General features: G+C 71.6%; 25 protein-coding genes and 1 pseudogene. 19 read left to right on the top strand and 7 right to left on the bottom strand.

Going from position 1 to position 20838, the window contains the following annotated elements:
* Together VGD70_RS30475 and VGD70_RS30470 are read right to left on the bottom strand one after the other, a co-directional pair.
* The coding region (locus tag VGD70_RS30475) for a GNAT family N-acetyltransferase (RefSeq protein WP_331087439.1) at nucleotides 1-1235 on the bottom strand (1235 nt) is incomplete at its 3' end.
* Nucleotides 1232-1951: a cytidylyltransferase domain-containing protein gene (locus tag VGD70_RS30470; RefSeq protein ID WP_414638097.1), complete on the bottom strand. Its 720-nt coding sequence runs from the start codon at nucleotides 1949-1951 to the stop codon at nucleotides 1232-1234. The genes VGD70_RS30470 and VGD70_RS30475, both read right to left, overlap by 4 nt.
* Nucleotides 1952-2000: 49 nt before the next feature.
* Between VGD70_RS30470 and pseB the strand changes: the two genes are divergently transcribed.
* The 5 genes from pseB (at nucleotide 2001) to VGD70_RS30445 (ending at nucleotide 5549) form a co-directional block, all read left to right on the top strand.
* Complete coding sequence (gene pseB / locus VGD70_RS30465; protein ID WP_331087435.1) at nucleotides 2001-2984, top strand: UDP-N-acetylglucosamine 4,6-dehydratase (inverting); 984 nt, start codon at nucleotides 2001-2003, stop codon at nucleotides 2982-2984.
* Complete coding sequence (locus tag VGD70_RS30460) at nucleotides 2977-4110, top strand: DegT/DnrJ/EryC1/StrS family aminotransferase (protein WP_331087433.1); 1134 nt, start codon at nucleotides 2977-2979, stop codon at nucleotides 4108-4110. The genes pseB and VGD70_RS30460 overlap by 8 nt, the downstream gene beginning before the upstream one ends.
* Entirely contained in the window at nucleotides 4107-4436 is a 330-nt protein-coding gene (locus VGD70_RS30455; protein ID WP_331087431.1) for a hypothetical protein, read from the top strand. Before VGD70_RS30460 ends, VGD70_RS30455 begins: the two co-directional genes overlap by 4 nt.
* Nucleotides 4364-4822, top strand: a complete 459-nt coding sequence (locus VGD70_RS30450) for a phosphotransferase (protein WP_331087429.1) — start codon at nucleotides 4364-4366, stop codon at nucleotides 4820-4822. Before VGD70_RS30455 ends, VGD70_RS30450 begins: the two co-directional genes overlap by 73 nt.
* A gap of 163 nt (nucleotides 4823-4985) precedes the next feature.
* Nucleotides 4986-5549 (top strand): DinB family protein, encoded by a 564-nt coding sequence (locus VGD70_RS30445; protein WP_331087443.1) that lies wholly within the window; start codon nucleotides 4986-4988, stop codon nucleotides 5547-5549.
* Between the two features lie 22 nt (nucleotides 5550-5571).
* Here VGD70_RS30445 and pseI read toward each other — a convergent pair whose 3' ends face one another.
* The 4 genes from pseI to VGD70_RS30425 form a co-directional block, all read right to left on the bottom strand.
* A complete protein-coding gene (gene pseI / locus VGD70_RS30440; protein WP_331087427.1) occupies nucleotides 5572-6621 on the bottom strand; it encodes a pseudaminic acid synthase in 1050 nt (349 codons plus the stop codon).
* A gap of 16 nt (nucleotides 6622-6637) precedes the next feature.
* The gene (locus VGD70_RS30435; RefSeq protein WP_331087426.1) at nucleotides 6638-6859 is read right to left on the bottom strand and encodes a hypothetical protein; all 222 of its coding nucleotides are present in this window, start codon (nucleotides 6857-6859) and stop codon (nucleotides 6638-6640) included.
* A 148-nt stretch (nucleotides 6860-7007) separates the two neighbouring features.
* A complete protein-coding gene (locus tag VGD70_RS30430) occupies nucleotides 7008-7478 on the bottom strand; it encodes a hypothetical protein (RefSeq protein WP_331087425.1) in 471 nt (156 codons plus the stop codon).
* Nucleotides 7479-7501: 23 nt separating this feature from the next.
* Complete coding sequence (locus VGD70_RS30425; protein ID WP_331087441.1) at nucleotides 7502-8131, bottom strand: hypothetical protein; 630 nt, start codon at nucleotides 8129-8131, stop codon at nucleotides 7502-7504.
* A gap of 140 nt (nucleotides 8132-8271) precedes the next feature.
* Between VGD70_RS30425 and VGD70_RS30420 the strand changes: the two genes are divergently transcribed.
* The 4 genes from VGD70_RS30420 (at nucleotide 8272) to VGD70_RS30405 (ending at nucleotide 11423) form a co-directional block, all read left to right on the top strand.
* On the top strand, nucleotides 8272-9195 hold the full coding sequence (locus VGD70_RS30420; protein ID WP_331087424.1) for an ABC transporter permease: 924 nt from the start codon (nucleotides 8272-8274) through the stop codon (nucleotides 9193-9195).
* A gap of 19 nt (nucleotides 9196-9214) precedes the next feature.
* The gene (locus tag VGD70_RS30415) at nucleotides 9215-10030 is read left to right on the top strand and encodes an ABC transporter ATP-binding protein (protein ID WP_331087422.1); all 816 of its coding nucleotides are present in this window, start codon (nucleotides 9215-9217) and stop codon (nucleotides 10028-10030) included.
* Nucleotides 10030-10935: a glycosyltransferase family 2 protein gene (locus VGD70_RS30410; protein WP_331087420.1), complete on the top strand. Its 906-nt coding sequence runs from the start codon at nucleotides 10030-10032 to the stop codon at nucleotides 10933-10935. The genes VGD70_RS30415 and VGD70_RS30410 overlap by 1 nt, the downstream gene beginning before the upstream one ends.
* 218 nt (nucleotides 10936-11153) lie before the next feature.
* Nucleotides 11154-11423 (top strand): hypothetical protein, encoded by a 270-nt coding sequence (locus tag VGD70_RS30405; RefSeq protein ID WP_331087418.1) that lies wholly within the window; start codon nucleotides 11154-11156, stop codon nucleotides 11421-11423.
* 258 nt (nucleotides 11424-11681) lie between these two features.
* Here the strand turns inward: VGD70_RS30405 and VGD70_RS30400 are convergent, their stop codons facing one another.
* Entirely contained in the window at nucleotides 11682-12104 is a 423-nt protein-coding gene (locus VGD70_RS30400; protein WP_331087416.1) for a GtrA family protein, read from the bottom strand.
* 45 nt (nucleotides 12105-12149) lie between these two features.
* On the opposite strand from VGD70_RS30400, the gene VGD70_RS30395 reads away from it, so the two are divergent.
* The 10 genes and pseudogenes from VGD70_RS30395 to VGD70_RS30350 all read left to right on the top strand — a co-directional run.
* Nucleotides 12150-13511 carry an FAD-binding oxidoreductase gene (locus VGD70_RS30395; protein ID WP_331087414.1) on the top strand — a complete coding sequence of 454 codons (1362 nt, stop codon included), beginning with the start codon at nucleotides 12150-12152 and terminating at the stop codon, nucleotides 13509-13511.
* Nucleotides 13508-14263 (top strand): decaprenylphospho-beta-D-erythro-pentofuranosid-2-ulose 2-reductase, encoded by a 756-nt coding sequence (locus tag VGD70_RS30390; RefSeq protein ID WP_331087412.1) that lies wholly within the window; start codon nucleotides 13508-13510, stop codon nucleotides 14261-14263. The genes VGD70_RS30395 and VGD70_RS30390 overlap by 4 nt, the downstream gene beginning before the upstream one ends.
* Nucleotides 14264-14352: 89 nt before the next feature.
* Nucleotides 14353-14937: a YbaB/EbfC family nucleoid-associated protein gene (locus VGD70_RS30385; RefSeq protein ID WP_331087410.1), complete on the top strand. Its 585-nt coding sequence runs from the start codon at nucleotides 14353-14355 to the stop codon at nucleotides 14935-14937.
* Nucleotides 14938-14983: 46 nt separating this feature from the next.
* Nucleotides 14984-15799, top strand: a complete 816-nt coding sequence (locus tag VGD70_RS30380; RefSeq protein WP_331087408.1) for a WXG100 family type VII secretion target — start codon at nucleotides 14984-14986, stop codon at nucleotides 15797-15799.
* Nucleotides 15796-16950, top strand: coding sequence for a hypothetical protein (locus VGD70_RS30375; protein ID WP_331087406.1), 1155 nt, complete (start codon nucleotides 15796-15798; stop codon nucleotides 16948-16950). Before VGD70_RS30380 ends, VGD70_RS30375 begins: the two co-directional genes overlap by 4 nt.
* Nucleotides 16925-17581: a pentapeptide repeat-containing protein gene (locus VGD70_RS30370; protein ID WP_331087404.1), complete on the top strand. Its 657-nt coding sequence runs from the start codon at nucleotides 16925-16927 to the stop codon at nucleotides 17579-17581. The genes VGD70_RS30375 and VGD70_RS30370 overlap by 26 nt, the downstream gene beginning before the upstream one ends.
* Nucleotides 17578-18981 (top strand): WXG100 family type VII secretion target, encoded by a 1404-nt coding sequence (locus VGD70_RS30365; RefSeq protein WP_331087402.1) that lies wholly within the window; start codon nucleotides 17578-17580, stop codon nucleotides 18979-18981. Before VGD70_RS30370 ends, VGD70_RS30365 begins: the two co-directional genes overlap by 4 nt.
* Nucleotides 18978-19409: a hypothetical protein gene (locus VGD70_RS30360; protein ID WP_331087399.1), complete on the top strand. Its 432-nt coding sequence runs from the start codon at nucleotides 18978-18980 to the stop codon at nucleotides 19407-19409. Before VGD70_RS30365 ends, VGD70_RS30360 begins: the two co-directional genes overlap by 4 nt.
* Entirely contained in the window at nucleotides 19406-20389 is a 984-nt protein-coding gene (locus tag VGD70_RS30355) for a hypothetical protein (RefSeq protein WP_331087398.1), read from the top strand. Before VGD70_RS30360 ends, VGD70_RS30355 begins: the two co-directional genes overlap by 4 nt.
* Nucleotides 20390-20472: 83 nt before the next feature.
* Nucleotides 20473-20838 (top strand): annotated as a pseudogene (locus tag VGD70_RS30350) (hypothetical protein); the annotation flags it as partial.

Below are 20838 nucleotides of genomic sequence, written 5' to 3'. Positions count from 1 at the left end.
GTGAGGATTCCGCTCGCCAGGCCTTGGCCCCTGTCCTCCGGGGCGACGGTGATGCTGACCTCCCACACGTCACCCTCGGTGCGGTCGAAGCGGATCGTTCCCACCGGGTGGTCCGTCTCGACCACGAGCAGCAGGCGGTCGGGGTTCGTCAGGGAATGGGTCAGCCACGTCCGGTGGACGGGCTCGGCCACCGGCTGCTGACCGCGCGACCACCTGAGCGTCTCGGGGTCGTTGCGCCACCTCAGCAGCAGGTCCGCGTCGGACTCGGTGGCCTCGCGGGCCGTCAGGGCGCAGGCGTCCAGGATGCGAGCCGCCCCCCGGCCGTCCACGGTGGTCGACGCCGCCGTGCTCAGGGCGGCGCGGGCCTCGGGGTTCAGCAGCAGGTGGCGCAGCGGCTCGACGGCGTGCCGCAGGTCCTCGACGGTGCCCAGGCCCGCGGCCAGACCCTGGTCCACCGCGGCCCGGTAGCCGGCGGCCTGGTTGTCGGCCAGCTGGACCAGCGCCGCCGGCACCCCGACGCAGCACAGCTCCAGCAACGTCACGCCGGCCGCGCTCACCACCAGGTCGGCCTCGGCGAACAGGGCCGGCAGGGTCGGCGTCGGCGGCTGGACGGAGAAAACCTGCCCGGGATCGGAGGGCACCTCGACGGGCGACGCCGAGATAGCGTGGACGGTCATCGGCACGCCGGTGTCGCGCAAGGCTGTGAGGGCGGCGCCGACCGCGGGACCGGCCGCGCCGCCGCCCATCACCACCACCACCCGCGGCGCCCCCGCGCGCCGGGCGCGCCGCGCCGCGCGGGCCGCCGCGATGTCCGCCCGCAGCGGGGCGAACCGCGGCCCCGCCAGCACGACCGGCGACCCGTCGGGCGGCCGCACCGCGCGGAAGAGGTTGGCGTCCACCACGACGTCGGCGGCCCGGCGACCGAACGAGCCGTCCTCCATGGATACCAGCCGGGCGACCGAGCGCACCTCCGGCAGCTCGCCGAGCCCGTAGTGATCGACCAGCACGACGTCCGCGGCGAGCGACGCGGCCTGCGTGGCCAGCTCCGCGGGCGCGAGCACCGGCACCTCCACCGCCGCGAGCCGGTCGGCCAGCCACCCGGCACCACCCACCTCGCCGGCGAAGAACACCCGCCAGCCCCGCGCCACCGCGGCCTCGGCCAGCGCCACACACCGGGACAGGTGTCCCACGCCGATCGCGGGGCCGGCGTCGGCCCGCAGGAGCAACGTGGTCATACGATCTTCTGCACGACCTCGGCGTTCAGCGCGACGAGGTCCGGCCGCGACCGCAGCAACGCGACCACGTCCCGCCAGCTCGGCACCCCGCCACCCAGCTCCGCGACGACCGCGTCCAGCAGGGCCGCGTCCTGCTCGGTGTCCAGCGTGACCCGCAGGTCGGAGTTGTCCTGGCCGACGATCACGCCCGCGCACCGGTAGACGTCCGGCTGCGTGTAGATCGCCGACGTCACGTGCTCGCGGTGGCTGCCTGCGGCCAGCACGTTCTGCTCGGCCAGCACGTCGCGGCGCACCAGCTCGGCGTCGAACCCGCGCGGCAGCGTGCGCACCACCACGTTGCTCACGTACTGCAGGCTCGGGTCGGACCGCCACAGCGCGACGACCTGTCCGATCAGCGTCGGGTCGTGCAGCGGGCAGTCGGCGGTGAGCCGGACGATCGCGTCGCACGGGTGCTCGCGCGCGGCGAGCTCGTAGCGGGCCAGCACGTCGTCGAGGGGGCCGCGCACCACCTCGGCGCCGGAGCGGACCGCTTCCTGGGCGACCGGGTCGTCATCGGGCGAATCCGACGTCGCCACGATGACCGTCCCGAGGTCGACCGCGTGTGCCGCGGCCCGGATTCCCCAGCTCAGGACGCTGCGCCCGCCGAGCGGCCGGAGCACCTTGCCGGGCAGCCGGGTGGACGACAGCCGTGCCTGGATGACCGCGTTGACTCGCACGGGTGCCATGATGGCGCACTGGCGCAGCCCAGATATCACGGAGGTAACGATGGCTTTGCTGGATGGGGCCAGCATCCTGCTCACGGGCGGGACGGGGTCGTTCGGCAAGGCGTTCATCGCGTACGCGCTGGAGCACCTCAACCCGCGCCGGCTCGTCGTGCTCTCCCGCGACGAGCTCAAGCAGTACGAGGCGCGGCAGCTGTTCGACGACGACCCGCGGCTGCGCTGGTTCATCGGCGACGTGCGGGACCGCCGCCGGCTCGAGCGCGCGATGCACGACATCGAGTTCGTCGTGCACGCCGCCGCGCTCAAGCAGGTCGACACCGCCGAGTACAACCCGTTCGAGTTCGTGCAGACCAACGTCACCGGCTCGCAGAACGTGATCGAGGCGGCCATCGACTGCGGCGTGCGCAGGGTCGTCGCGCTGTCGACGGACAAGGCGTCCAGCCCGATCAACCTCTACGGCGCGACCAAGCTGTGCGCCGACCGGCTGTTCATCGCCGGAAACCACTACGCCGCAGGGCATCCGACCCGGTTCTCGGTGGTGCGCTACGGCAACGTGATGGGCTCGCGGGGCAGCGTCATCCCGTTCTTCAAGTCCCTCGCCGAGCGCGGTGAGGCGCTGCCGATCACGGACCTGCGGATGACCCGGTTCTGGATCACGCTGCCGCAGGCCGTCGAGTTCGTGGTCAGCTCGTTCGACCAGATGCACGGCGGCGAGCTGTACGTGCCGCGGATCCCCAGCATGCGGCTGGTCGACCTGGCCCGGGTGATCGCGCCGAACAGCCCGATGAAGGAGGTCGGCGTGCGGCCCGGCGAGAAGCTGCACGAGGAGATGATCGCGTCGGACGACGCGCGGCGAACCCTGCTGCTCGGCGACCGGTACGTCGTGATGCCGCACATCGCGGGCTGGGGCTACGAGCCGCCGACCGACGGCGCGGCGGTGCCGGAGGGGTTCGCGTACCGCTCGGACACCAACGACCTGTGGCTCACCGACGACGACCTGCGCACCCTGGTCGAGCAGTATGGCTGACCTGCTGCCCTACGGCCGCCAGTCCATTGTGGAGGACGACGTGGCGGCCGTCGCGGCGGTGCTGCGGGGCGACTGGCTGACCACCGGCCCGGCGGTCACGCAGTTCGAGTCCGACCTCGCCGGCTGGACCGGCGGGGTGCCGGTGGTCGCCGTGACGTCGGGGACCGCGGCGTTGCACGTGGCCTACGCGGCGGCGGGCGTCGGGCCGGGCGACGAGGTCGTGTGCTCGCCGATGACGTTCGTGGCGACGGCCGCCACCGCCGTGCTGCGCGGGGCCTCCGTGGTGTTCGCCGACGTCTCGCCGGACACCGGGAACATGTCCGCGGCATCGGCGTCGGCCGCCCTGTCGCCGCGGACCAAGGTCGTGGCGGCGGTGGACTACGCCGGGCATCCCGCTCCCCTGGACGCGCTGTCCACCGTGGCGCACGACGCGGGCGCGCTGCTGCTGGAGGACGCGGCGCACTCGATCGGCGGCTCGTGGCAGGGGCGGCCGGTGGGGTCGTGGGCGGACCTGACGACGTTCTCGTTCTTCCCCACGAAGAACCTGACGACCGCCGAGGGTGGCGCGGTGGCCTGCGTGGACCCCGCGGTGCTGCGCCGGGCCCAGGAGTTCCGCAACCACGGGCTGGTGCGGTCGCGGGACCGGCAGCGGTTCCCGGACGAGGGCGGCTGGCACCAGGAGGTGCACGAGCTGGGGCTGAACTACCGGCTGCCGGACGTGTTGTGCGCCTTGGGGTCCAGCCAGCTCAAGCGGCTCGCGTCGTTCGTGGCGCGGCGGGCGGACCTGCACGCCCGGTACACGGCCGGCTTGTCCGATGTGGACGGTGTGGCGACGCCGGTGCTGCTGCCCGGCGCCGAGCCGGCATGGCACCTGTACCCGCTGCGGGTGCTCGACGGCCGGCGGCGCGCGCTGTACGACCACCTGCGCGCGAACGGGATCGGCGTGCAGGTCAACTACCTCCCGGTGTACTGGCACCCGGTGTTCGCCGACCTGGGCTACCAGCGGGGGCTGTGCCCGAACGCGGAGCGTTTCTACGCCGAGGAGCTGTCGCTGCCGCTGTTCCCCGGGCTGGCGGACGCCGACGCCGACCGGGTGATCGAGCTGGTCCGGGCCTTCTTCCGGTGACCTTCCCCGGGACCTTCGCCGCCTGGGGTCCGGTGTCGGTCCTCGGCCCGCTCGGTGGCGGGCGGCGCAACGAGGTGCTGGAGCTGCGGCTGGGCGGGGAGCGGCTGGTCGGTCGCCGCACCCGGCGGTCGGTGGCGTCGCTGGACTGGGAGCTGGACCTGCTCGACTTCCTGTCCGGTCACGGTTTCCTGGTGCCGGCGTCGGTGCTGACCGTCGACGGCCGGCGGCACGTCGGCGGGGTGGTGGTGCAGCGGTGGCCGGCCGGGAGCCGGGTGCCGGTGACTGGCCCGCGGTGGCGCGAGAGCTGCGCCGGCTGCACTCGCTGACCGCGGGGTGGCCGCAGCGGCCGGGCTTCCGCTCGACGACCGAGCTGCTGACGGCCGACCGTGGTGGCGACGTGGACCTGACCGCGATGCCCGCCGACGCGGTGGCCGCGTGCCGGCGGGCGTGGGCGGCGCTGGGTGGGCCGCATTCGGTGGTCCACGGCGACCCGTGCGCGGCGAACGTGCGGATGTCTGCCGCGGGGATCGGGCTCCTGGACTGGGACGAGGCGCGGGTGGACCATCCGGCGCTGGACCTGGCGGATTTGCCGGACCTGCCCGGAGACGGGGTGGCGAAGTCGGCGGTGAACGCGTGGGAGGCGGCCGCCGGGTGGCGGCTGGAGCCGGCGTACGCGCGGTCACGGCTGGCGGAGCTGACGCCGCCCGACTGACTTGCGGCTTTGCTCGCGGAGCGGGCCTTCGTGACGGGGGCGCGGCCGCCGGCCCCCCGGTATCCAGCCTATCGACGGGCACCGACGGTTTCGGGCCGCCCGCGAGCCGGCCTGTGGACAACTCCGGCCGCCCCTGGGTCTTGCGTTTTCCTCGGTGGCGTTCATGATCGTCGGCATGGCAGGTGTGCGGCGGAGGGCCGAGATGTTCGTCGACGCCGAGCGGGATCCTCGGGTCGGAGCTCGTACCACCGGGGACGAGCGGGCCATGCTCGTCGACTTCCTGCGGGCTCAGCGGGCGACGCTGGAGCTGAAGTGCGCGGGTCTCGACGTGGAACTGTCCCGGCGGTCGGTGGAGCCGTCGACGCTCTCGCTGCTCGGGCTCGTGCGCCACCTCGCGGACGTCGAGCGGCGCTGGTTCCGGCAGGTGCTGGCCGGCCAGGACGTGGCACCCCGCTTCGCCACCAACGCGAACCCCGACGGGGACTTCGACGGCGCTACGGCGGACCCGGCGGTCGTCGCCGAGGCGTGGGCGGCCTGGCGGGACGAGGTGGCGTTCGCGGACGGGTTCGTCGGCGCGGCGCCGCACCTCGACGTCGTCGGCACCGACGGGTGGCGCGGGACCGTCTCACTGCGCTGGGTCCTCGTCCACCTGATCGAGGAGTACGCGCGGCACAACGGGCACGCCGACCTGCTCCGCGAGCGGATCGACGGCGCGACCGGCGTGTAGCGGCGCGACCGGCGTCTAGCGGCTAGACGATGTCCCAGGTCAGCGGCGTCCCCTTGGCCGCCGCCACGCGGAAGCGGCGACCCAGGACCGTCCCCAGCGACGCGGGCGGGAGGCCGCCGGACGGGCGGATCGAGCGGACGTTCGCCGTGGTCACCTCGTCGCCCTCGGCAACGTCCTCGACGACGTACAAGGAGCGGCGCAGGCGCAGCACCTCGCGCTCGCTCTCGCGCGGGCCCAGCCGCGGCGCGCCGAGCGCCTGCCAGGCGCGTTCGGTCTCCACGACGAGCGACGCCAGCTCGGCCGGCTCGAGGGAGAAGTCGCTGTCCACCCCGCCGTCCGCGCGCGAGAGCGTCACGTGCTTCTCGATCGCGCAGGCGCCCAGCGCCACCGCGGCCACGGGGACACCGATGCCCATCGTGTGGTCGGACAGGCCCGGGACCACGTCGAACATGTCGGCCAGCAGCGGGATGCCGCGCAGGTTGCTGTCCTCGGGCGGGGCCGGGTAGGACGCCGTGCAGCCCAGCACGATCAGCTGGTCGTTGCCGGCCGCGCGGGCCGTGGTCACCGCCGCGTGGATCTCGGCGACGCTCGCCATGCCCGTCGAGATCACCAGGGGCTTGCCGGTCCGGGCACACAGGTCGATCAGCGGCAGGTCGACGATCTCCGCGGAGGCGATCTTGTACGCGGGCGCGTCGAGGGACTCCAGGAGATCAATGGCCGTGGGGTCGAACGGGCTCGAGAACACCGTCAGGCCCTGGTCGTGGGCCCTGCGGAAGATCGGCTCGTGCCACTCCCACGGGGTGTGGGCCTTCTCGTAGAGCCGGTACAGGTTCTCCCCGCCCCAGAGCGAGTGGTCGGCGGAGATGCGGAACGCGGGCAGGTCCACGTCGATGGTGATCGTGTCGGCCCGGTAGGTCTGCAGCTTCAGCGCCTGCGCACCGGAGGCCGCCACGGCGTCGACGATGGCCAGCGCTCGGTCCAGGTCACCGTTGTGGTTGCCGGACATCTCCGCGATGACGAACGGCCGGTGGCCCGGACCGATCGTGTGCTTGCCGATTCGGACCTCACGCATGGCCGCCAACGTACAACTACGACGCGCGCCAGGTCGCCTCACCGTAGGAGTCGGCCAGGATGTCGCCGAAGATCAACAGGCACGCCAGACACCGCTCGCCGTCGTCCGTGCACGTGATCTTGGTGTTGGGGACGCTGTGCTCGCACAGCGCCTCACCGAAGTCGCGCCCGGCCTCCTCGCTGCCGAACGCGTGCACCCGATTGTCGTAGCCGGATAACCACCACTGGACGTCAACCATAGCCCCGACCTCCCGAAACCTGTGTATACACAGCGTCCAGGATGGGCGTGCCGACTGAACTGTTGAGTAGTGGAGTCTTCCGGTCAACAATTCACAGTTGAAGCCTAAACTGTGAATAATGGTAACGGAGCGTTGTGTACAGCTGTGTTCAGTTACTCCGCGTGCGATCTTCCAGCTGGCGCAACCGATCCTCGTACTGGGCGACCGCGGTGAGCCGCACCCGGATCTGGCTGTGCTCGCGCCGGATCTCCTCGATCAGCGTCCGCGACTCGTCGATCTGGGGCCGGTCGGCGGCCGGCACAGTCCCGAGCTTCTCCCGCAGCGACTCGAGCTGCGACTCCTGCGCGGCGATCTGCGGGATGATCCGCTCGAGCTCGTTGGCCGACCAGTGCTGGGCCCGCTCCACCTCGCCGAACCGGCGCTCCAGGTCCGCGAGCCGGCGCTCGTGGTCGTGCCGGACGCGCTCGAGGTCGTCGAGGTGGCGCCCGTGGGCGTCCACCGCGCCGTAGAACTCGTACAGCCGGTTGCCCTCGACCGGGTGGTTGATCCGCCAGTCGATCAAGTGTCCGATGCGGTCGGACACGAGCTTGCGCAACGTGGCGATGCGGCTGTCTGCCATGGTCAACTTCTCAATTCTCGAACTCAGCGGAGCAGGGTGGTGCGGCTGGTCTGCAACCAAGTCTCGAGCAACCTGCCCTCGGCGGCTATCCGGTGCTCCGGGCCGACGATGCACGAGTCGCCCGCGGCATGCATCCAGGACGTCTGGTTCGGGTTGTCGACGAAGGAGAACCCGGTGAGGATCAGCTCCGCCTCCGGGTAGCTGGTGCGCGCGATCCACGCGGCCATCGTCCCGGTCGTCGCCCACGTGGCCTGCTCGCCCGTGGGCAGGTCCAGCGCGTCCGACAGCGGCAGCGTGACCTCGCGGTTGGACACCGGCACGAACCCCAGGTCCGCCGGCCACCAGCCCGGGATCGCGTCCGGCTCCCAGTGCAGCCGGCCCGGCTCCACCATCAGGTACAGCCGCCGCCGGTAGTCCTCGAACACCCACTTCGTGGCGCGCAACGCCCTGTTGAACACGACGACATGGCAGCGGCTGCCGAGCGTGGGAGGGGTACCCGGCTCGTCGAGGCGGAAACCGTTCACCCGGATGACGAGGTCGGCCGCGTCGATCGCCTTGGCGCGCTCCGCGTCCGGCTCCAGCGGCTGGTTGCCCACGACGGCGACCGTGCGTGGCTCTGGGTGCTCGGCGTAGACGTCCAACAACGAGCGCAGCATGCTCTGCCCCGGGGCGACGTCGACCATGGGCGCAGAAGTTACCAGCACCAGGCGTCCCGATCGGGTGGCCGCCCGAGGTCGAGCGCGGATTCCGGCCCATGCGGAGCCGCAACCTGCCGCCGGTAGGCTCGATAGCCGTGCCAGCAACCGCCACGGCCGCGCAGGAGCAGGCCCCAGCACCACCCCCGTCGTCCCGTAGCTGGGAACGCGCATGGGCGGACATCTCCGAAGGCATCAAGCAGCGTGAGCTGTGGGGCCACCTGGGATGGCAGGACATCAAACAGCGCTACCGGCGGTCGGTCATCGGCCCGCTGTGGATCACGCTGTCGATGGCCATCACCGCCGCCGGCCTGGGCCTTCTGTACTCCCAGCTGTTCGGCGCGCGGATCCCCACGTTCCTGCCGTACATCACGGTCGGGTTCATCGTCTGGAACTTCATCCTCGGCTGCCTGACCGAGGGCACCGACACGTTCATCCGCAACGAGGGCCTGATCAAGCACCTGCCGGCGCCGCTCACGGTGTACGCGCTGCGCACGGTGTGGCGGCTCACGCTGATGTTCGCGCACAACATGCTGGTCTACGTCGTCGTCGTCATCATCTTCTGGTCGGACCTGACGAAGAACGGCTACACCATCCAGGACGGCAGCACGGTCCTCCAGCCGGGCATCAGCTGGACGATCGTGTTCGCCATCCCCGCGTTCGTGCTGCTCGCCATCAACGGGGGCTGGGTGGCGATCCTGTTCGGCATCATCAGCACCCGCTACCGGGACATCCCGCCGGTGATCCTCAGCCTCACCCAGCTGCTGTTCTTCATGACGCCGATCGTGTGGACGACCGACATCCTGACCAACGTCGGTCCGAAGGGCGGCGGCAGCTGGCGGATCCTGGTGGCCGAGCTGAACCCGCTCTACCACTACATCGAGCTGCTGCGGGCACCGCTGATCGGCAACACGCAGAGCTGGCATCACTGGGCGGTGGTCGGTGTGTTTACCGTGGTGGGGTGGGGCGTGGCTCTCCTGGCCATGCGCAACTACCGTGCCCGGATCTCCTACTGGGTCTGAGTGAGGCGAATTTAACGACATGGTGAGCATCGACGTCTGGAACGCCTCGGTCGACTTCCCGATCTTCGACGCCAAGTCGCGGTCGCTGAAGAAGGCGGTCCTCGGCAAGGTCGGCGGCAAGATCGGCACCGAGCAGAGGGTGCCGATCATCGAGGCGCTCCACGACATCTCCGTCTCCCTCAAGGAAGGCGACCGGATCGGGCTGGTCGGGCACAACGGCGCGGGCAAGTCCACGCTGCTGCGGCTGCTCGCGGGCATCTACGAGCCGACCAGGGGCTCGTCGCGGATCGTGGGCAAGGTCGCGCCGGTGTTCGACCTCGGCGTGGGCATGGACCCGGAGATCTCCGGGCTCGAGAACATCATGATCCGCGGGCTGTTCCTGGGCATGTCCCGCAAGCAGATGGAGAAGCGGGTCGACGACATCGCGGAGTTCACCGAGCTCGGCGACTACCTGCAGATGCCGCTGCGGACCTACTCCACCGGCATGCGGGTGCGGCTCGCGCTCGGCGTGGTCACCTCGATCGACCCGGAGATCCTGCTGCTCGACGAGGGCATCGGCGCCGTCGACGCGGCGTTCCTCAACAAGGCCAGAACGCGGCTCGTCGATCTGGTGAAGCGCTCCGGCATGTTGGTGTTCGCATCGCACCAGGACGACCTATTGTTCGAGCTGTGTAACACCGCGATCTGGATGGACGAGGGCCAGATGAAGATGCAGGGCTCGCTGCGCGAGGTCCTCACCGCCTACAAGGGCAAGGACCCGTTCGCGCACCTGGACAAGGAAGCCCTCGAGCGGCTCGAGTCCCCCGTGCTCATCACCAAGAGCGGCGAGGTCTGATGACGTCACGTGAGCAGTTGTCGGCCGATGCGGTGGTGGCCGTCGTGGTCACCCGGCACCGCAGGGAGCTGCTCGCCGACTCGCTGAAGATGATCGCGGCGCAGACCCGGCCGCCGGACCACCTCGTCGTCGTCGACAACGGCCCGGACGAGCCGGCGCGCGACATCGTCGAGTCGTGCCCGGTGCCGAGCACGTATCTCGTGTCGCGACGCAACCTCGGCGGCGCCGGCGGGTTCGCGCTCGGCATGCTGCACGCGCTCGCGCTGGGTGCGGAGTGGGTGTGGTGCGCCGACGACGACGGCCGGCCGGCGGACGAGACCGTGCTGGAGACCCTGCTGGGCGAGGCGTCCTCGCGCGGGCTGGCGGAGATCTCGCCGGTGGTGACGAACATCGAGACGCCGTCCCGGCTGGCGTTCCCCCTGCGGCGCGGGCTCACGTGGAAGCGCAGCGCGTCCGAGCTGGGGACCGACTTCCTGCCGGGCATCGCGTCGCTGTTCAACGGCGCGCTGTTCCGCGCGTCGACCCTGGATGTCATCGGCGTGCCCGACTACCGGCTGTTCTTCCGCGGCGACGAGGTGGAGATCCACCGCCGGCTGGTGCGGTCGGGGCTGCCGTTCGGCACGTGCCTGCGGGCGGCGTACCTGCACCCGGACGGTTCCGACGAGTTCAAACCGATGCTCGGCGGGCGGCTGCACGCGCAGGACCCGGAGAACGAGGTGAAGCGGTACTACACGTACCGCAACCGCGGGTACCTGCTGTCCCAGCCGGGGCTGCGGAAGATCGGCCTGCTGGAGATCGTGCGGTTCGGGCTGTACTTCATCGGCACGAAGCGCGACCCGAAGGCGTTCGTGCAGTGGCTCAAGCTGTGCCGGCAGGGGCGCAAGGAGCGGTTCTTCCGGCTCTAGGTTTACGTGTGGATCATCGAGCGGCGCCGGTAGAGGTGCCCGCGGTTGGGCACGACACCGAATCCACCCACGCGGGCATCCTGACGTGAGGCAACAGGGGTACCAACAGGTTGCTGTGGATAACCGGCGGCGTTGTGGACAACGTCGTCTGCTCCTGGCGGATCCGCTCTTGGTGAACTTCGGTTGCCGGGGGCGGGGATCGGGTGTGGGCTCGTGGCATGGCTGATCCCAAGCGTGCCCTCGTGCTCCATCTGTCCAACGGCGGTGAGCCGCTCGTCTTCGCCCTCTCCGAGGAGGGGGAGCGGGAACTCGACAACCTCCTGCACAACCTGCTCGCCACGGGGCAGGTGTACTCGCCGACCCTCGCCGACGGGACCAAGGTCTTCGTCAACTTCTCGCATGTCGTCACCGCGCATCTCGATGAGCTGCCGCCGCTCGCGCGGGTCTACGGGAGCGGCCAGCCGAAGCGGCACGGGTTCGCGACTTGAGCCGATAGCCGATCGGCGCGGACGTCCGCGAGCTGCGCAGCCGGCCGGCGGGTTCGGCTGGCCACGCTCACCAGCGCGGGCCGGGAGCAACGCGCCGTGCTCGACGAGCGGGCGGACAAGGTGAGCGCGTTGTCGGTCTCCAGCCGCGCGGTGTGCCAGCTGCGGCGCACCGCGGTTCGACGACGACACAGGCGACGACACAGGCATCGCGCAGATCGACGACGAGCACTACGCCCACCACTGGTTCGAGAAGCGGCGCTAGCCGGCCCGGAACACCACGGTCCGCAGCAGCACGAAGTTGATCGTGGTGGCGGTGCCCTGGGCGATCGCCCAGGCCAGCAGGATCTCCCAGCGGGATGCCGGCAGGACGGCCAGCAGCAGCGCGTTCGTGCCCACGTTGACGAAGAACGTCACCGTGTAGAGCAGGGCGAAGCCACCCAGCTGCGCGGCGCCGCCGGTGCGGGCGGCGGCGAAGGTGAAGCGGCGGTTGAGGAAGTACGCGGTCGTGGTGCCGACGATGAAGCTCAGCGCCTTCGCCAGGTGCACCCACAGGCCCAGGTGCAGCAGCCCCTGGTAGACGCCGAAGTCGACCAGCGCGCAGAAGCCGCCGATGAGCACGAACCTGCCGAGCTGGTTGACCAGCCCGATCTTCGGCACATCGCCCTCCGCTGTCGCGACCACGACGCGAGTCTAGGCACCACCCCCGCGCCCCGTACCCTCGGTGCGGTGAAGCCAGGACATGACGAGCTGGCCCAACTCACTGGCTGGGGACGCACCGCACCGACCGCCGCGCACGTGGTCCGCACCGCGGACATCGACGCGATCGCCACCGTGGTCAGGGAAGCCGGCGAGCGGGGCGTGATCGCCCGCGGGCTCGGGCGCAGCTACGGCGACCCGTCGCAGAACGCGGGCGGCGTCGTGGTCGACGTGACCGCGCTGGACCGGATCCACCGGGTCGACGCCGACGCCGGCCTGGTCGAGGTGGACGCCGGCGTCTCGCTCGACACTCTGATGCGCACGCTGCTCCCCTTCGGACTGTGGCTCCCGGTGCTCCCCGGCACCCGGCAGGTCACCGTCGGCGGCGCGATCGGCAGCGACATCCACGGCAAGGCCCACCACGTCGAGGGCAGCTTCGGCAACCACGTCCTGTCGATGGACCTGCTCACCGCCGACGGCACCGTCCACACCCTCACGCCGGACGGCCCCGACACCGACCTGTTCTGGGCCACCGTCGGCGGCATGGGCCTCACCGGCATCGTGCTGCGGGCCACCCTGCACCTCAACCACGTCGAGACCGCCTACTTCCTCGTCGACACCGACCAGGTCGGCGACCTCGACGAGCTGATGGCCAAGCAGACCGAGAACGACGAGTCCTATGTGGAGTCGGTGTCCTGGTTCGACGCGGTGACCACCGGCCCGCACCTGGGCCGCGGCCTGGTCACCCGGGCCAACCACGCGAGGATCGCCGACCTGCCGAAGAAGCTGCGCGACCAGCCGCTCACGTTCGACGCGCCGCAGCTGCTCACCGTGCCGAACGTGTTCCCGCCCGGCATGCTCAACCGCCTCACCGGCAAGGTCTTCAGCGAGCTCTGGTACCGCAAGTCGCCCACCCGGCACAACGTCGTGCAGAACATCACCCAGTTCCTCCACCCGCTGGACATGTTCGGCGAGTGGAACCGCGGCTACGGCCCGCACGGGTTCCTGCAGTACCAGTTCGTCGTCCCGTTCGGCGCCGAGCACGTCATCCGCCGCACCGTCGAGATGATCACCGAGGCCGGCCACGTGTCCGCGCTGAACGTGCTCAAGCGGTTCGGCGACGGCAACCCCGCGCCGCTGTCGTTCCCCATGCCCGGCTGGACGCTGTGCGTGGACCTGCCGGTCCGCGCGGGACTGCACGAGCTGTGCCAGGCGCTCGACGAGCTGGTGCTCGACGCGGGCGGGCGGCACTACCTGGCCAAGGAGTCGCGCGCGACGCCCGAGGTCATCCAACGCGGCTACCCGCGCCTCGACGAGTGGCGCAAGGTCCGCGCCGCCGTCGACCCCCACAGTGTGTTCGCATCGGACATGTCGAGAAGGTTGTTCCTATGATTGACGCGGTCGGAAATCCCCAGTCGCTGCTGCTGCTCGGCGGCACCTCGGAGATCGGCCTCGCCGTCGCCGAGCGCTATGCGAGCCGCCGGCCGCTGCGGGTCGTGCTCGCCGCGCGGCCCTCTCCCCGGCTGGACGCCGCCGCGGAGAAGCTGCGCGCGGCCGGCGCCACCGTGTCCACCGTGGAGTTCGACGCGCTCGACACCGCGAGCCATCCGGCGGTGCTCGACAAGGCGTTCGCCGACGGCGACCTCGACGTGACGGTCGTCGCGTTCGGCCTGCTCGGCGATGCGGAGCAGGCGTGGCAGGACCACGCCCGGGCGGTCGAGCTCGCGCAGGTCAACTACACCGCCGCGGTCTCGGTCGGCGTCGCGCTGGCCGAGCGGCTGCGCAAGCAGGGGCACGGCCGGATCGTGGCGCTGTCGTCGGTGGCCGGCGAGCGGGTGCGCCGGTCCAACTTCGTCTACGGCTCGACCAAGGCCGGCATGGACGGCTTCTACCTGGGGCTGGGCGAGGCGCTGCGGGGCGAGGGCATCACGGTCACCGTGGTCCGCCCCGGCTTCGTGCACACGAAGATGACCGAGGGCATGAAGGCCACGCCGCTGGCGGCCAAGCCCGAGGACGTCGCCGCGCTCGTCGTCGACGCGGTGCACAAGCGCAAGGAGCTGGTGTGGGCGCCGGCGGCGTGGCGGGTGCTGATGTCGGTGCTGCGACATGTCCCGCGGGCGATCTTCCGCAAGCTGCCGATCTGACCGGCGCCGATCCGCACACTTTCGCCACGGCGGGCACCCGCCCCCCATATGCTGGGCGCGACCCACGGGCAGTTTCTAGGAGGTAACCGGTGGTGGTCACCCCGGAGGAGTGGCTGGCGGACTTCAACGCCAAGATCGACGACATCAAGGCGAGAACCGCCGAGTTCCAGGAGAACCTCGAGGCCTCGGGGGTCACGGAGACCTCGCCCGACGGCTCGGTCAGCGTCTCGGTCGCGCCCAACGGCTCGCTGACCAACCTGCGCATCGACGAGTCCGCGTGGCGGGGCTCCGGGGCCGAGCTCGCCGGCAAGATCATGCACCTCGCCCGCAAGGCGCAGCGCTCCGCCGCGGTCAACGTCGCGGAGGCGTTCGCGCCGCTCGGCGCCGACTCCGAGGCCATGCACATGGTCACCGGCTACATCCCCGAGCCGGATCCCGAGGAGAACGCCGAGGACGAGACCGACTACGGGTTCAACGAGGAGCGGGAGGCCGAGCAGCCGCCGGCCCAGCAGCCACCGCCGCGGCCGGCGGACTGGTCGCGAACGGAAACACCTGGGATCGAGCCGCCGCGGATGGAACCGCCGCCGCGTCCGGCCCGTCCACCTCGGAGGAGAGGTCAGGCCGAGGACGACGACTTCGGTGACGAGCAGATCTTCGGCCGCGACGACCGGTAGGGCCTGAGCCGCCCGCTGGGGGCGCGCGTCATGGGAGGTGGCAGGCATGACAACGGCGACATCCGGAGCAGGGATCGTCGACAGCTATGCGGGACTTGTCGACTCGATCACCAGCGACTCGGCGTCCGAGGGTGAGAAGGTCGTCGACGTCGCGCTGAGCGCGACCGGCGTGGTGATCGACACGATCGGCGCCGCCATCGACCCGCTCGGCACGATCGTCAGCGCCGGTGTGGGCTGGCTGCTCGAGCACGTGTCGTTCCTGCGCGAGCCGCTGGACGCGCTGCTCGGCAACCCCGACGAGATCAACGCCAACGTCGACGCGCTCAAGTCGGCCGCCGCCGAGATGCGCACGATCGCCGAGGAGCACCGCCAGGACCTCGGCACCATCGCCGACTGGACCGGCGAGGCGGCCGACGCCTACCACGGCAGCCTCACCCAGCTCGCCGAGGAGCTCGACTCGATGGGCATGACCCTCGACGGCACCGCGGCCGTCGTCGGCATCTCCGGCATGCTGGTCACCACGCTGCGCGGCATCGTCTTCGACATCATCTCCTCGCTGATCACCGAGCTCATCCGGTACGCGCTGATCGCGGCGGCCTCCGCGGCGGTCACCTTCGGCGGCTCGATCGCGGCGTTCTGCGGGGTCGCGGGTGCCCGCGCGGTCGCCACCGCCACCCGGATCAGCGGCAAGATCACCAAGCTGCTGAGCGGCCTCGGCCGCCAGGCCGGCCGCCTCGGCGACCTGGCCCGCGCGATGCAGCACCTGGCCGACGGCCTCGACCGCTTCTCCACCGCCGGGGACCTGGCCTTCGGCGCCTACCAGGCGGCCAAGCCCTACGACACGCCACCCGCGCAGGCATGACCCCGCGCCGCAGGCACCACGGCGGCTCCTCGTCCCAGCACGACACGCCGGACCCGTCGACCCGGCGGCCGGCCGGGGGCACCGGGGGCGACGGGGTCACCGTCGACACCGACGGCATCGACACGATGGCCGGCCGGCTCGACGACACCGCGGGGCGGGTCGACGACATCGGCGGCCGGGTCGAGCGGGTCGACGTCGGCCCGCAGAGCATGGGCATGCTCGGCTCCGGCTTCACCGGCGCGGCCCGCACGCACCTGGGCAAGGCGCGGGCCCTGCTCGCACGCGTCAAGGAGCGCATCGGCCACGCCCGAGAGGGCACCAAGGCCACCGCGCAGACCTACCGCGACACCGACCGGACCAACGCCGAGAACCTCGCCCGGCCCGACGCCGAGACCGACGTGACGCCCGCCCGCGGGAACGACACCACCACCCCGAGCGGCACCACCGACCCGCCCGGCGGGACCACGACCAGGCCACCGGCCACCAACGACCAGACCCCGCCGCCAGGGCGCACCGACCAGCCGGCCAACCAGCCCGCGACCCAGCCGCCCGACTCCGGCGGCTCCGGCAACGAGCCACCCGGCCACCGGCAGGACCCGCCCGCGAGCGACGACGGCGGCGACAACCCGCTCCCCCGCCGGCCGAAGAACCCGAGGGAGCCGCACCCGGAGCTGACGCCCGAGGAGAAGGCCGCGCTCAACCAGCGCCTGACGCAGCTGGAGAAGGAGAACCCGGAGAAGTTCGCCGAGCTCGCGAAGGACCCCGACCACAACAACAAGGTCACCAAGGGGTCGCGGGACGAGGCCCGCATCGCGATGGACCTCCACGAGCGCGGCCAGGGCCCGTTCGCGGGCGACTACCGGCGGCCCGACGGACCCGGCCAGGGCGATTTCATCGGCGGCAACGGACGGCCCCAGGACATGAAGGGCGCGCACTCCGACTGGCCGCCCGAGGTGCCCGAGCACGTTCGGCAACGGCCGTTCCCCAATGCCTACAATGAGGCCGACTTCCGGGAAACCGTGGAGGGTCAGTTCGATCGCGGTCGCGATGTCGTCGTCGACACGCGCAATGCCAACCAGCACGACATCGATGAGATGCGGCGCATCGTCGAGGAGGAGGGCTGGGGTGACCGAATCACCTGGTACCCGTAGCAGCTGGACCCCCGCCCGGTGGCCGGCCGACGAGGTCGCGGCCAAGGCGTTGCGCGACTGGCTGGCCGGCCCGCCCGGCGAGGACTTCTACGGGATCGAGCTGGACTTCTCCGGCGCGGACCTGTCCGGTGGCGATTTCACCGAGGCGTGGTTCAGCAAGTCCCGGCTGCTCGGCGCCACCCTGCGGAACTGCTCGCTGGTGCGGGCGCACGTGGAGGAGGCCGACTTCTCCGAAGCCGACCTCAGCGGCGCCGACCTCACCAAGGCGTCCGGACGCGGCTCGGTGTTCCGCGACGCCCGGCTGCGCGGCACGGACCTCAAAGCCGCCGAACTCAACCGCGCCGACTTCACCGGCGCCGACCTCACCGGCGCCAACCTCGGCGACGCACTGCTCACCCGATCCACCCTCGCCCGCGCCAACCTCACCGACGCGACCGCCGACAAAGCCGTGCTGCGCAACACGATCCTCGACTCCGCGCAGGTACGCGGACTCACCGGCACCGTCATCGGGCCCATCTCGGTGATCTTCCGCGGCCAGCGCGCACTCCTCGACGGACCCGACCTCGAGCAATGGTTCAACACCCGGGGCGCCCGGATCACCCGGTTCCACGCCGACAAGGACGCTTCATGACCCCGCGCCGCAGGCACAGCGGGGGCTCGACGTCGAGCCACCACGACTCCGGGTCGACGACCACCACGCGCCGGCCGGGCTCGGGCGGGCCCGGGGGCAACGGCGTCGACGTCGACACCGACGGCATCGACACCATGGCCGGGCGCCTGCAGAACACCGGCGGTCGCGTCGACGCCGTCGGCACCACGCTCGACGGCGTCAACGTCGGACCACAGAGCATGGGCCTTATCGGCTCCGGGTTCACCGGCGCCGCGCAGACCCACGTCCAGACCGCACGCCAGCACGTCACCAAGACACGGCAGGCGGTCGACCACGCCCAGCAGGGCACCACGGCCACCGCGCAGACCTACCGCGACACCGACACCACCAACGCGCAGAACCTCGGCGGCATCGACACCACCACCGACGTCCGGCAGGCCAGCTCGGACACCACCACGCCGAGCAGCACCGGCGGGAGCTCCGGCAACAACGGCGGCACCACCGACCCGCCCACGACGAGCGGCGGCTCGAACAACGGCAACAACAACGGCGGCTCCAACAACGGCGGCAACAACAACGGCGGCAACAACGGGAACGACGGCGACGGCCCCAACAACCCGCCGCCGAACAACCCGCCCGGCGACGACCCGCCGCCGAACAGCCTCGGCAACAACGCCGGCAGCGACGAGCTCGCCCCGCAGTACCCGCGCGACTCCTACGACACCGCCACCAGCCCGCTCGACGACCAGGTCCGCCAACTCGCCCAGGACCGGGGCTACGACCCCGACCAGCACCTGGGCCTCACCCAGACGCCGACCGACCAGCTCAGCCACGACCAGCGCGTCGAGGTGGCCGAGGTGCGCAACGCGATCCCGGCCCAGCCGGGCGAGGTCATGACCAAGGTGATCAAGCCCGACCTCGCCGAGGCGCTGCTGCGCAACGACGACACCTACAACGGCGCCCCGCTCGACCCGGACACCCTCCGCGGCTCGGTGGCCCGCGGTCAGGACACCGCGCAGTACGACACGCCGGGCCAGTACCGGGAGAAGCTGGGCCTGGACGACCAGGGCGCCGGCTGGTCGCCGGTGCAGGCCGGCGCGAACGAGGCGTACCAGCTGCGGTTCCCCGCGCCGGGTGGCGACGCGCTCGACCCGAGCTTCGGCTCCACCAACCAGCACGACGCCGACGACATGCAGGCCATCGCCGGCAACCGGGAGGCACGCAACTGGCGGCCGCCGTTCCTCGGCACCGGGTACACCGACGGCGGCGCGTCCGGCTCGGGTGCCCCGGAGTGGATGCTCCGCGAGGACAACTACAACGGGCGCATCGAGCTGTGGGAGGTCCGCGCCGACGGCACCGAGGGCCTCGCCGGGGTGAACCTGCCCGGTCGCGGCTGGTTCGACGTGCGCGGCGGACCATGAGCAGGCGCACGCTCCCGTCCGGCTACCGCGCGGTCTACCGCGGGAAGCGGTACCGGTCCGACAGCGGCGACGGGAGCTCCGTGACCCTGTGGGACGAGGAGACGGGCGCGAACGAGGTGGCGACCGTGCCGATCGAGGACCTCGACGAGTGGTACCGGATCCGCACCGTCGGCACCTATGTCGGCGAGCCGTTCAAGGTGAATGCCGAGATGGACGACGGCACGTACTGGATCAGCTTCGACGGCGGCAACGGCCGTAAGATCGCCGACGAGTGGGAGGCCAGGAAGGACGCCGCGGACGGCTCCCGCCACTGGCAGGAGGACAGGTACACGTTCATGGCCACTGTGCCCAAGGCCGAGGTGCACGACGTGCGCGAGGACCGGTTCGACCTGCTCGGGCCGTGGCGCGCCGCGAAGGAGCAGCGATGACCGCGGCCGCGAGCGACGCACCGGCCGGCATCAACGGCGCCACCGTCATGCACGTGCCGGTCAAGCCCGGGATGGCGGGGCTGTACCTGGGCAACGTGGTGGTGCCGGGCCGGTTCGAGCCGCACCGCGTGCAGGGGTTCGCGAGCCGGGCGCAGGACACCGTGGGGTTCACCACCGCGGAGCTCGCCACCGAGTACGGGCTCACCAGGATCCCCGGCTGGGGGCCGGTCGACCACGTCTACTTCCTCAAGTTCTACGCGTGCCACACCTACCCGTTCCACACCAGCTTCGGCGGCGCCACCCGCGAGGTCGCGGCCGACCTGGGCGTGCAGCGGGTGTACCCGCCGCCGTTCCTGGGCACCGGCTACTTCCCCGGCGAGCGGCACCGGCTCGCCGAGTACGTGGTGACGCTCATCGAGCTGCCGATCGGCACGGAGCTGTGGGTGCAGGACGCCACCGACACCCCGCGCCGGCTGGGTCGCTACCGCGGCCGCACGGTCGGCTGGGAGCGGATCCCGGAGGAGCCGGCGTTCGGCGAGGCCGTGTTCTTCGCCCCGCCCGTGCCGCTGCCGCCGCTGGTCCGCCGCGGGTTCACCGCCCGCTACCAGGGCGGCGACTTCGACGTCGACCTGGCGGGCCCGGGCCAGCTGCTGCTGCACCCGATGCCGGGGCGGCCCGCGCCGGCCGACTTCGTCGACCTGATGGGCTCGCGGGTCAAGCTCGTGGACCACGCGGAGCTGGAGGCGCTGACCTTCCTGCGCACGCTGTGCACCTGGCGCGGCGCGCCGTTCGAGGTGCTCGCCCGCGGCCAGGACACCGCGGTGCTGCACCTGGCCGTCGAGGACTACCTGATCGCGACCGAGCTCGGCCTGGTCGAGGTCGGCTACCGGGTCTGGCGCACGGTCGCGCCGGCCGTGGAGCTCGCCGACGTGCGCACCGACGCCCAGCCGGTCCCCGTGGAAGGCGTGCTCGCGAGCTGAGGGAAACCGCCGCCCGACCGGGGCCGTCGACGTCGTGGCGGCGCCCGCGCTCGGGTGGTAGACCGATACGGGAGGTGGGGGCCGTGACTCCGCGACGCAGGCGACCAGGGGGCAGCTCGTCCGGCGGCGACGGCGGGTCGGGCACCACCCGTCGGCCGTCCGGCACGGGCGGTCCCGGCGGCAACGGCGTCGACGTCGACACCGACGGCATCGACACCATGGCCGGGCGCCTGCAGAACACCGGCGGTCGCGTCGACGCCGTCGGCACCACCCTCGACGGCGTCAACGTCGGCCCACAGAGCATGGGCCTCATCGGCTCCGGCTTCACCGGCGCCGCGCAGACCCACGTCCAGACCGCCCGCCAGCACGTCACGCGTACCCGGCAGGCCGTCGACCACGCCCAGCAGGGCACCACGGCCACCGCGCAGACCTACCGCGACACCGACACC

Origin of the sequence: Actinophytocola sp., from assembly GCF_036402745.1 — a bacterium.
Classification (GTDB): domain Bacteria; phylum Actinomycetota; class Actinomycetes; order Mycobacteriales; family Pseudonocardiaceae; genus Actinophytocola.
This window is presented reverse-complemented; position numbering and strand designations above follow the sequence as displayed.

Excerpts from the sequence above, each read along its gene's own strand:
- VGD70_RS30365 (WP_331087402.1), top strand. The coding sequence starts at position 17,578 with ATGACCCCGCGCCGCAGGCACAGCGGGGGCTCGACGTCGAGCCACCAC.
- VGD70_RS30460 (WP_331087433.1), top strand. The coding sequence starts at position 2,977 with ATGGCTGACCTGCTGCCCTACGGCCGCCAGTCCATTGTGGAGGACGAC.
- VGD70_RS30410 (WP_331087420.1), top strand. The coding sequence starts at position 10,030 with ATGACGTCACGTGAGCAGTTGTCGGCCGATGCGGTGGTGGCCGTCGTG.
- pseI (WP_331087427.1), bottom strand. The coding sequence starts at position 6,621 with ATGCGTGAGGTCCGAATCGGCAAGCACACGATCGGTCCGGGCCACCGG.
- pseB (WP_331087435.1), top strand. The coding sequence starts at position 2,001 with ATGGCTTTGCTGGATGGGGCCAGCATCCTGCTCACGGGCGGGACGGGG.
- VGD70_RS30375 (WP_331087406.1), top strand. The coding sequence starts at position 15,796 with ATGACCCCGCGCCGCAGGCACCACGGCGGCTCCTCGTCCCAGCACGAC.
- VGD70_RS30445 (WP_331087443.1), top strand. The coding sequence starts at position 4,986 with ATGATCGTCGGCATGGCAGGTGTGCGGCGGAGGGCCGAGATGTTCGTC.
- VGD70_RS30360 (WP_331087399.1), top strand. The coding sequence starts at position 18,978 with ATGAGCAGGCGCACGCTCCCGTCCGGCTACCGCGCGGTCTACCGCGGG.
- VGD70_RS30405 (WP_331087418.1), top strand. The coding sequence starts at position 11,154 with ATGGCTGATCCCAAGCGTGCCCTCGTGCTCCATCTGTCCAACGGCGGT.
- VGD70_RS30430 (WP_331087425.1), bottom strand. The coding sequence starts at position 7,478 with ATGGCAGACAGCCGCATCGCCACGTTGCGCAAGCTCGTGTCCGACCGC.
- VGD70_RS30355 (WP_331087398.1), top strand. The coding sequence starts at position 19,406 with ATGACCGCGGCCGCGAGCGACGCACCGGCCGGCATCAACGGCGCCACC.
- VGD70_RS30390 (WP_331087412.1), top strand. The coding sequence starts at position 13,508 with ATGATTGACGCGGTCGGAAATCCCCAGTCGCTGCTGCTGCTCGGCGGC.
- VGD70_RS30380 (WP_331087408.1), top strand. The coding sequence starts at position 14,984 with ATGACAACGGCGACATCCGGAGCAGGGATCGTCGACAGCTATGCGGGA.
- VGD70_RS30415 (WP_331087422.1), top strand. The coding sequence starts at position 9,215 with ATGGTGAGCATCGACGTCTGGAACGCCTCGGTCGACTTCCCGATCTTC.
- VGD70_RS30435 (WP_331087426.1), bottom strand. The coding sequence starts at position 6,859 with ATGGTTGACGTCCAGTGGTGGTTATCCGGCTACGACAATCGGGTGCAC.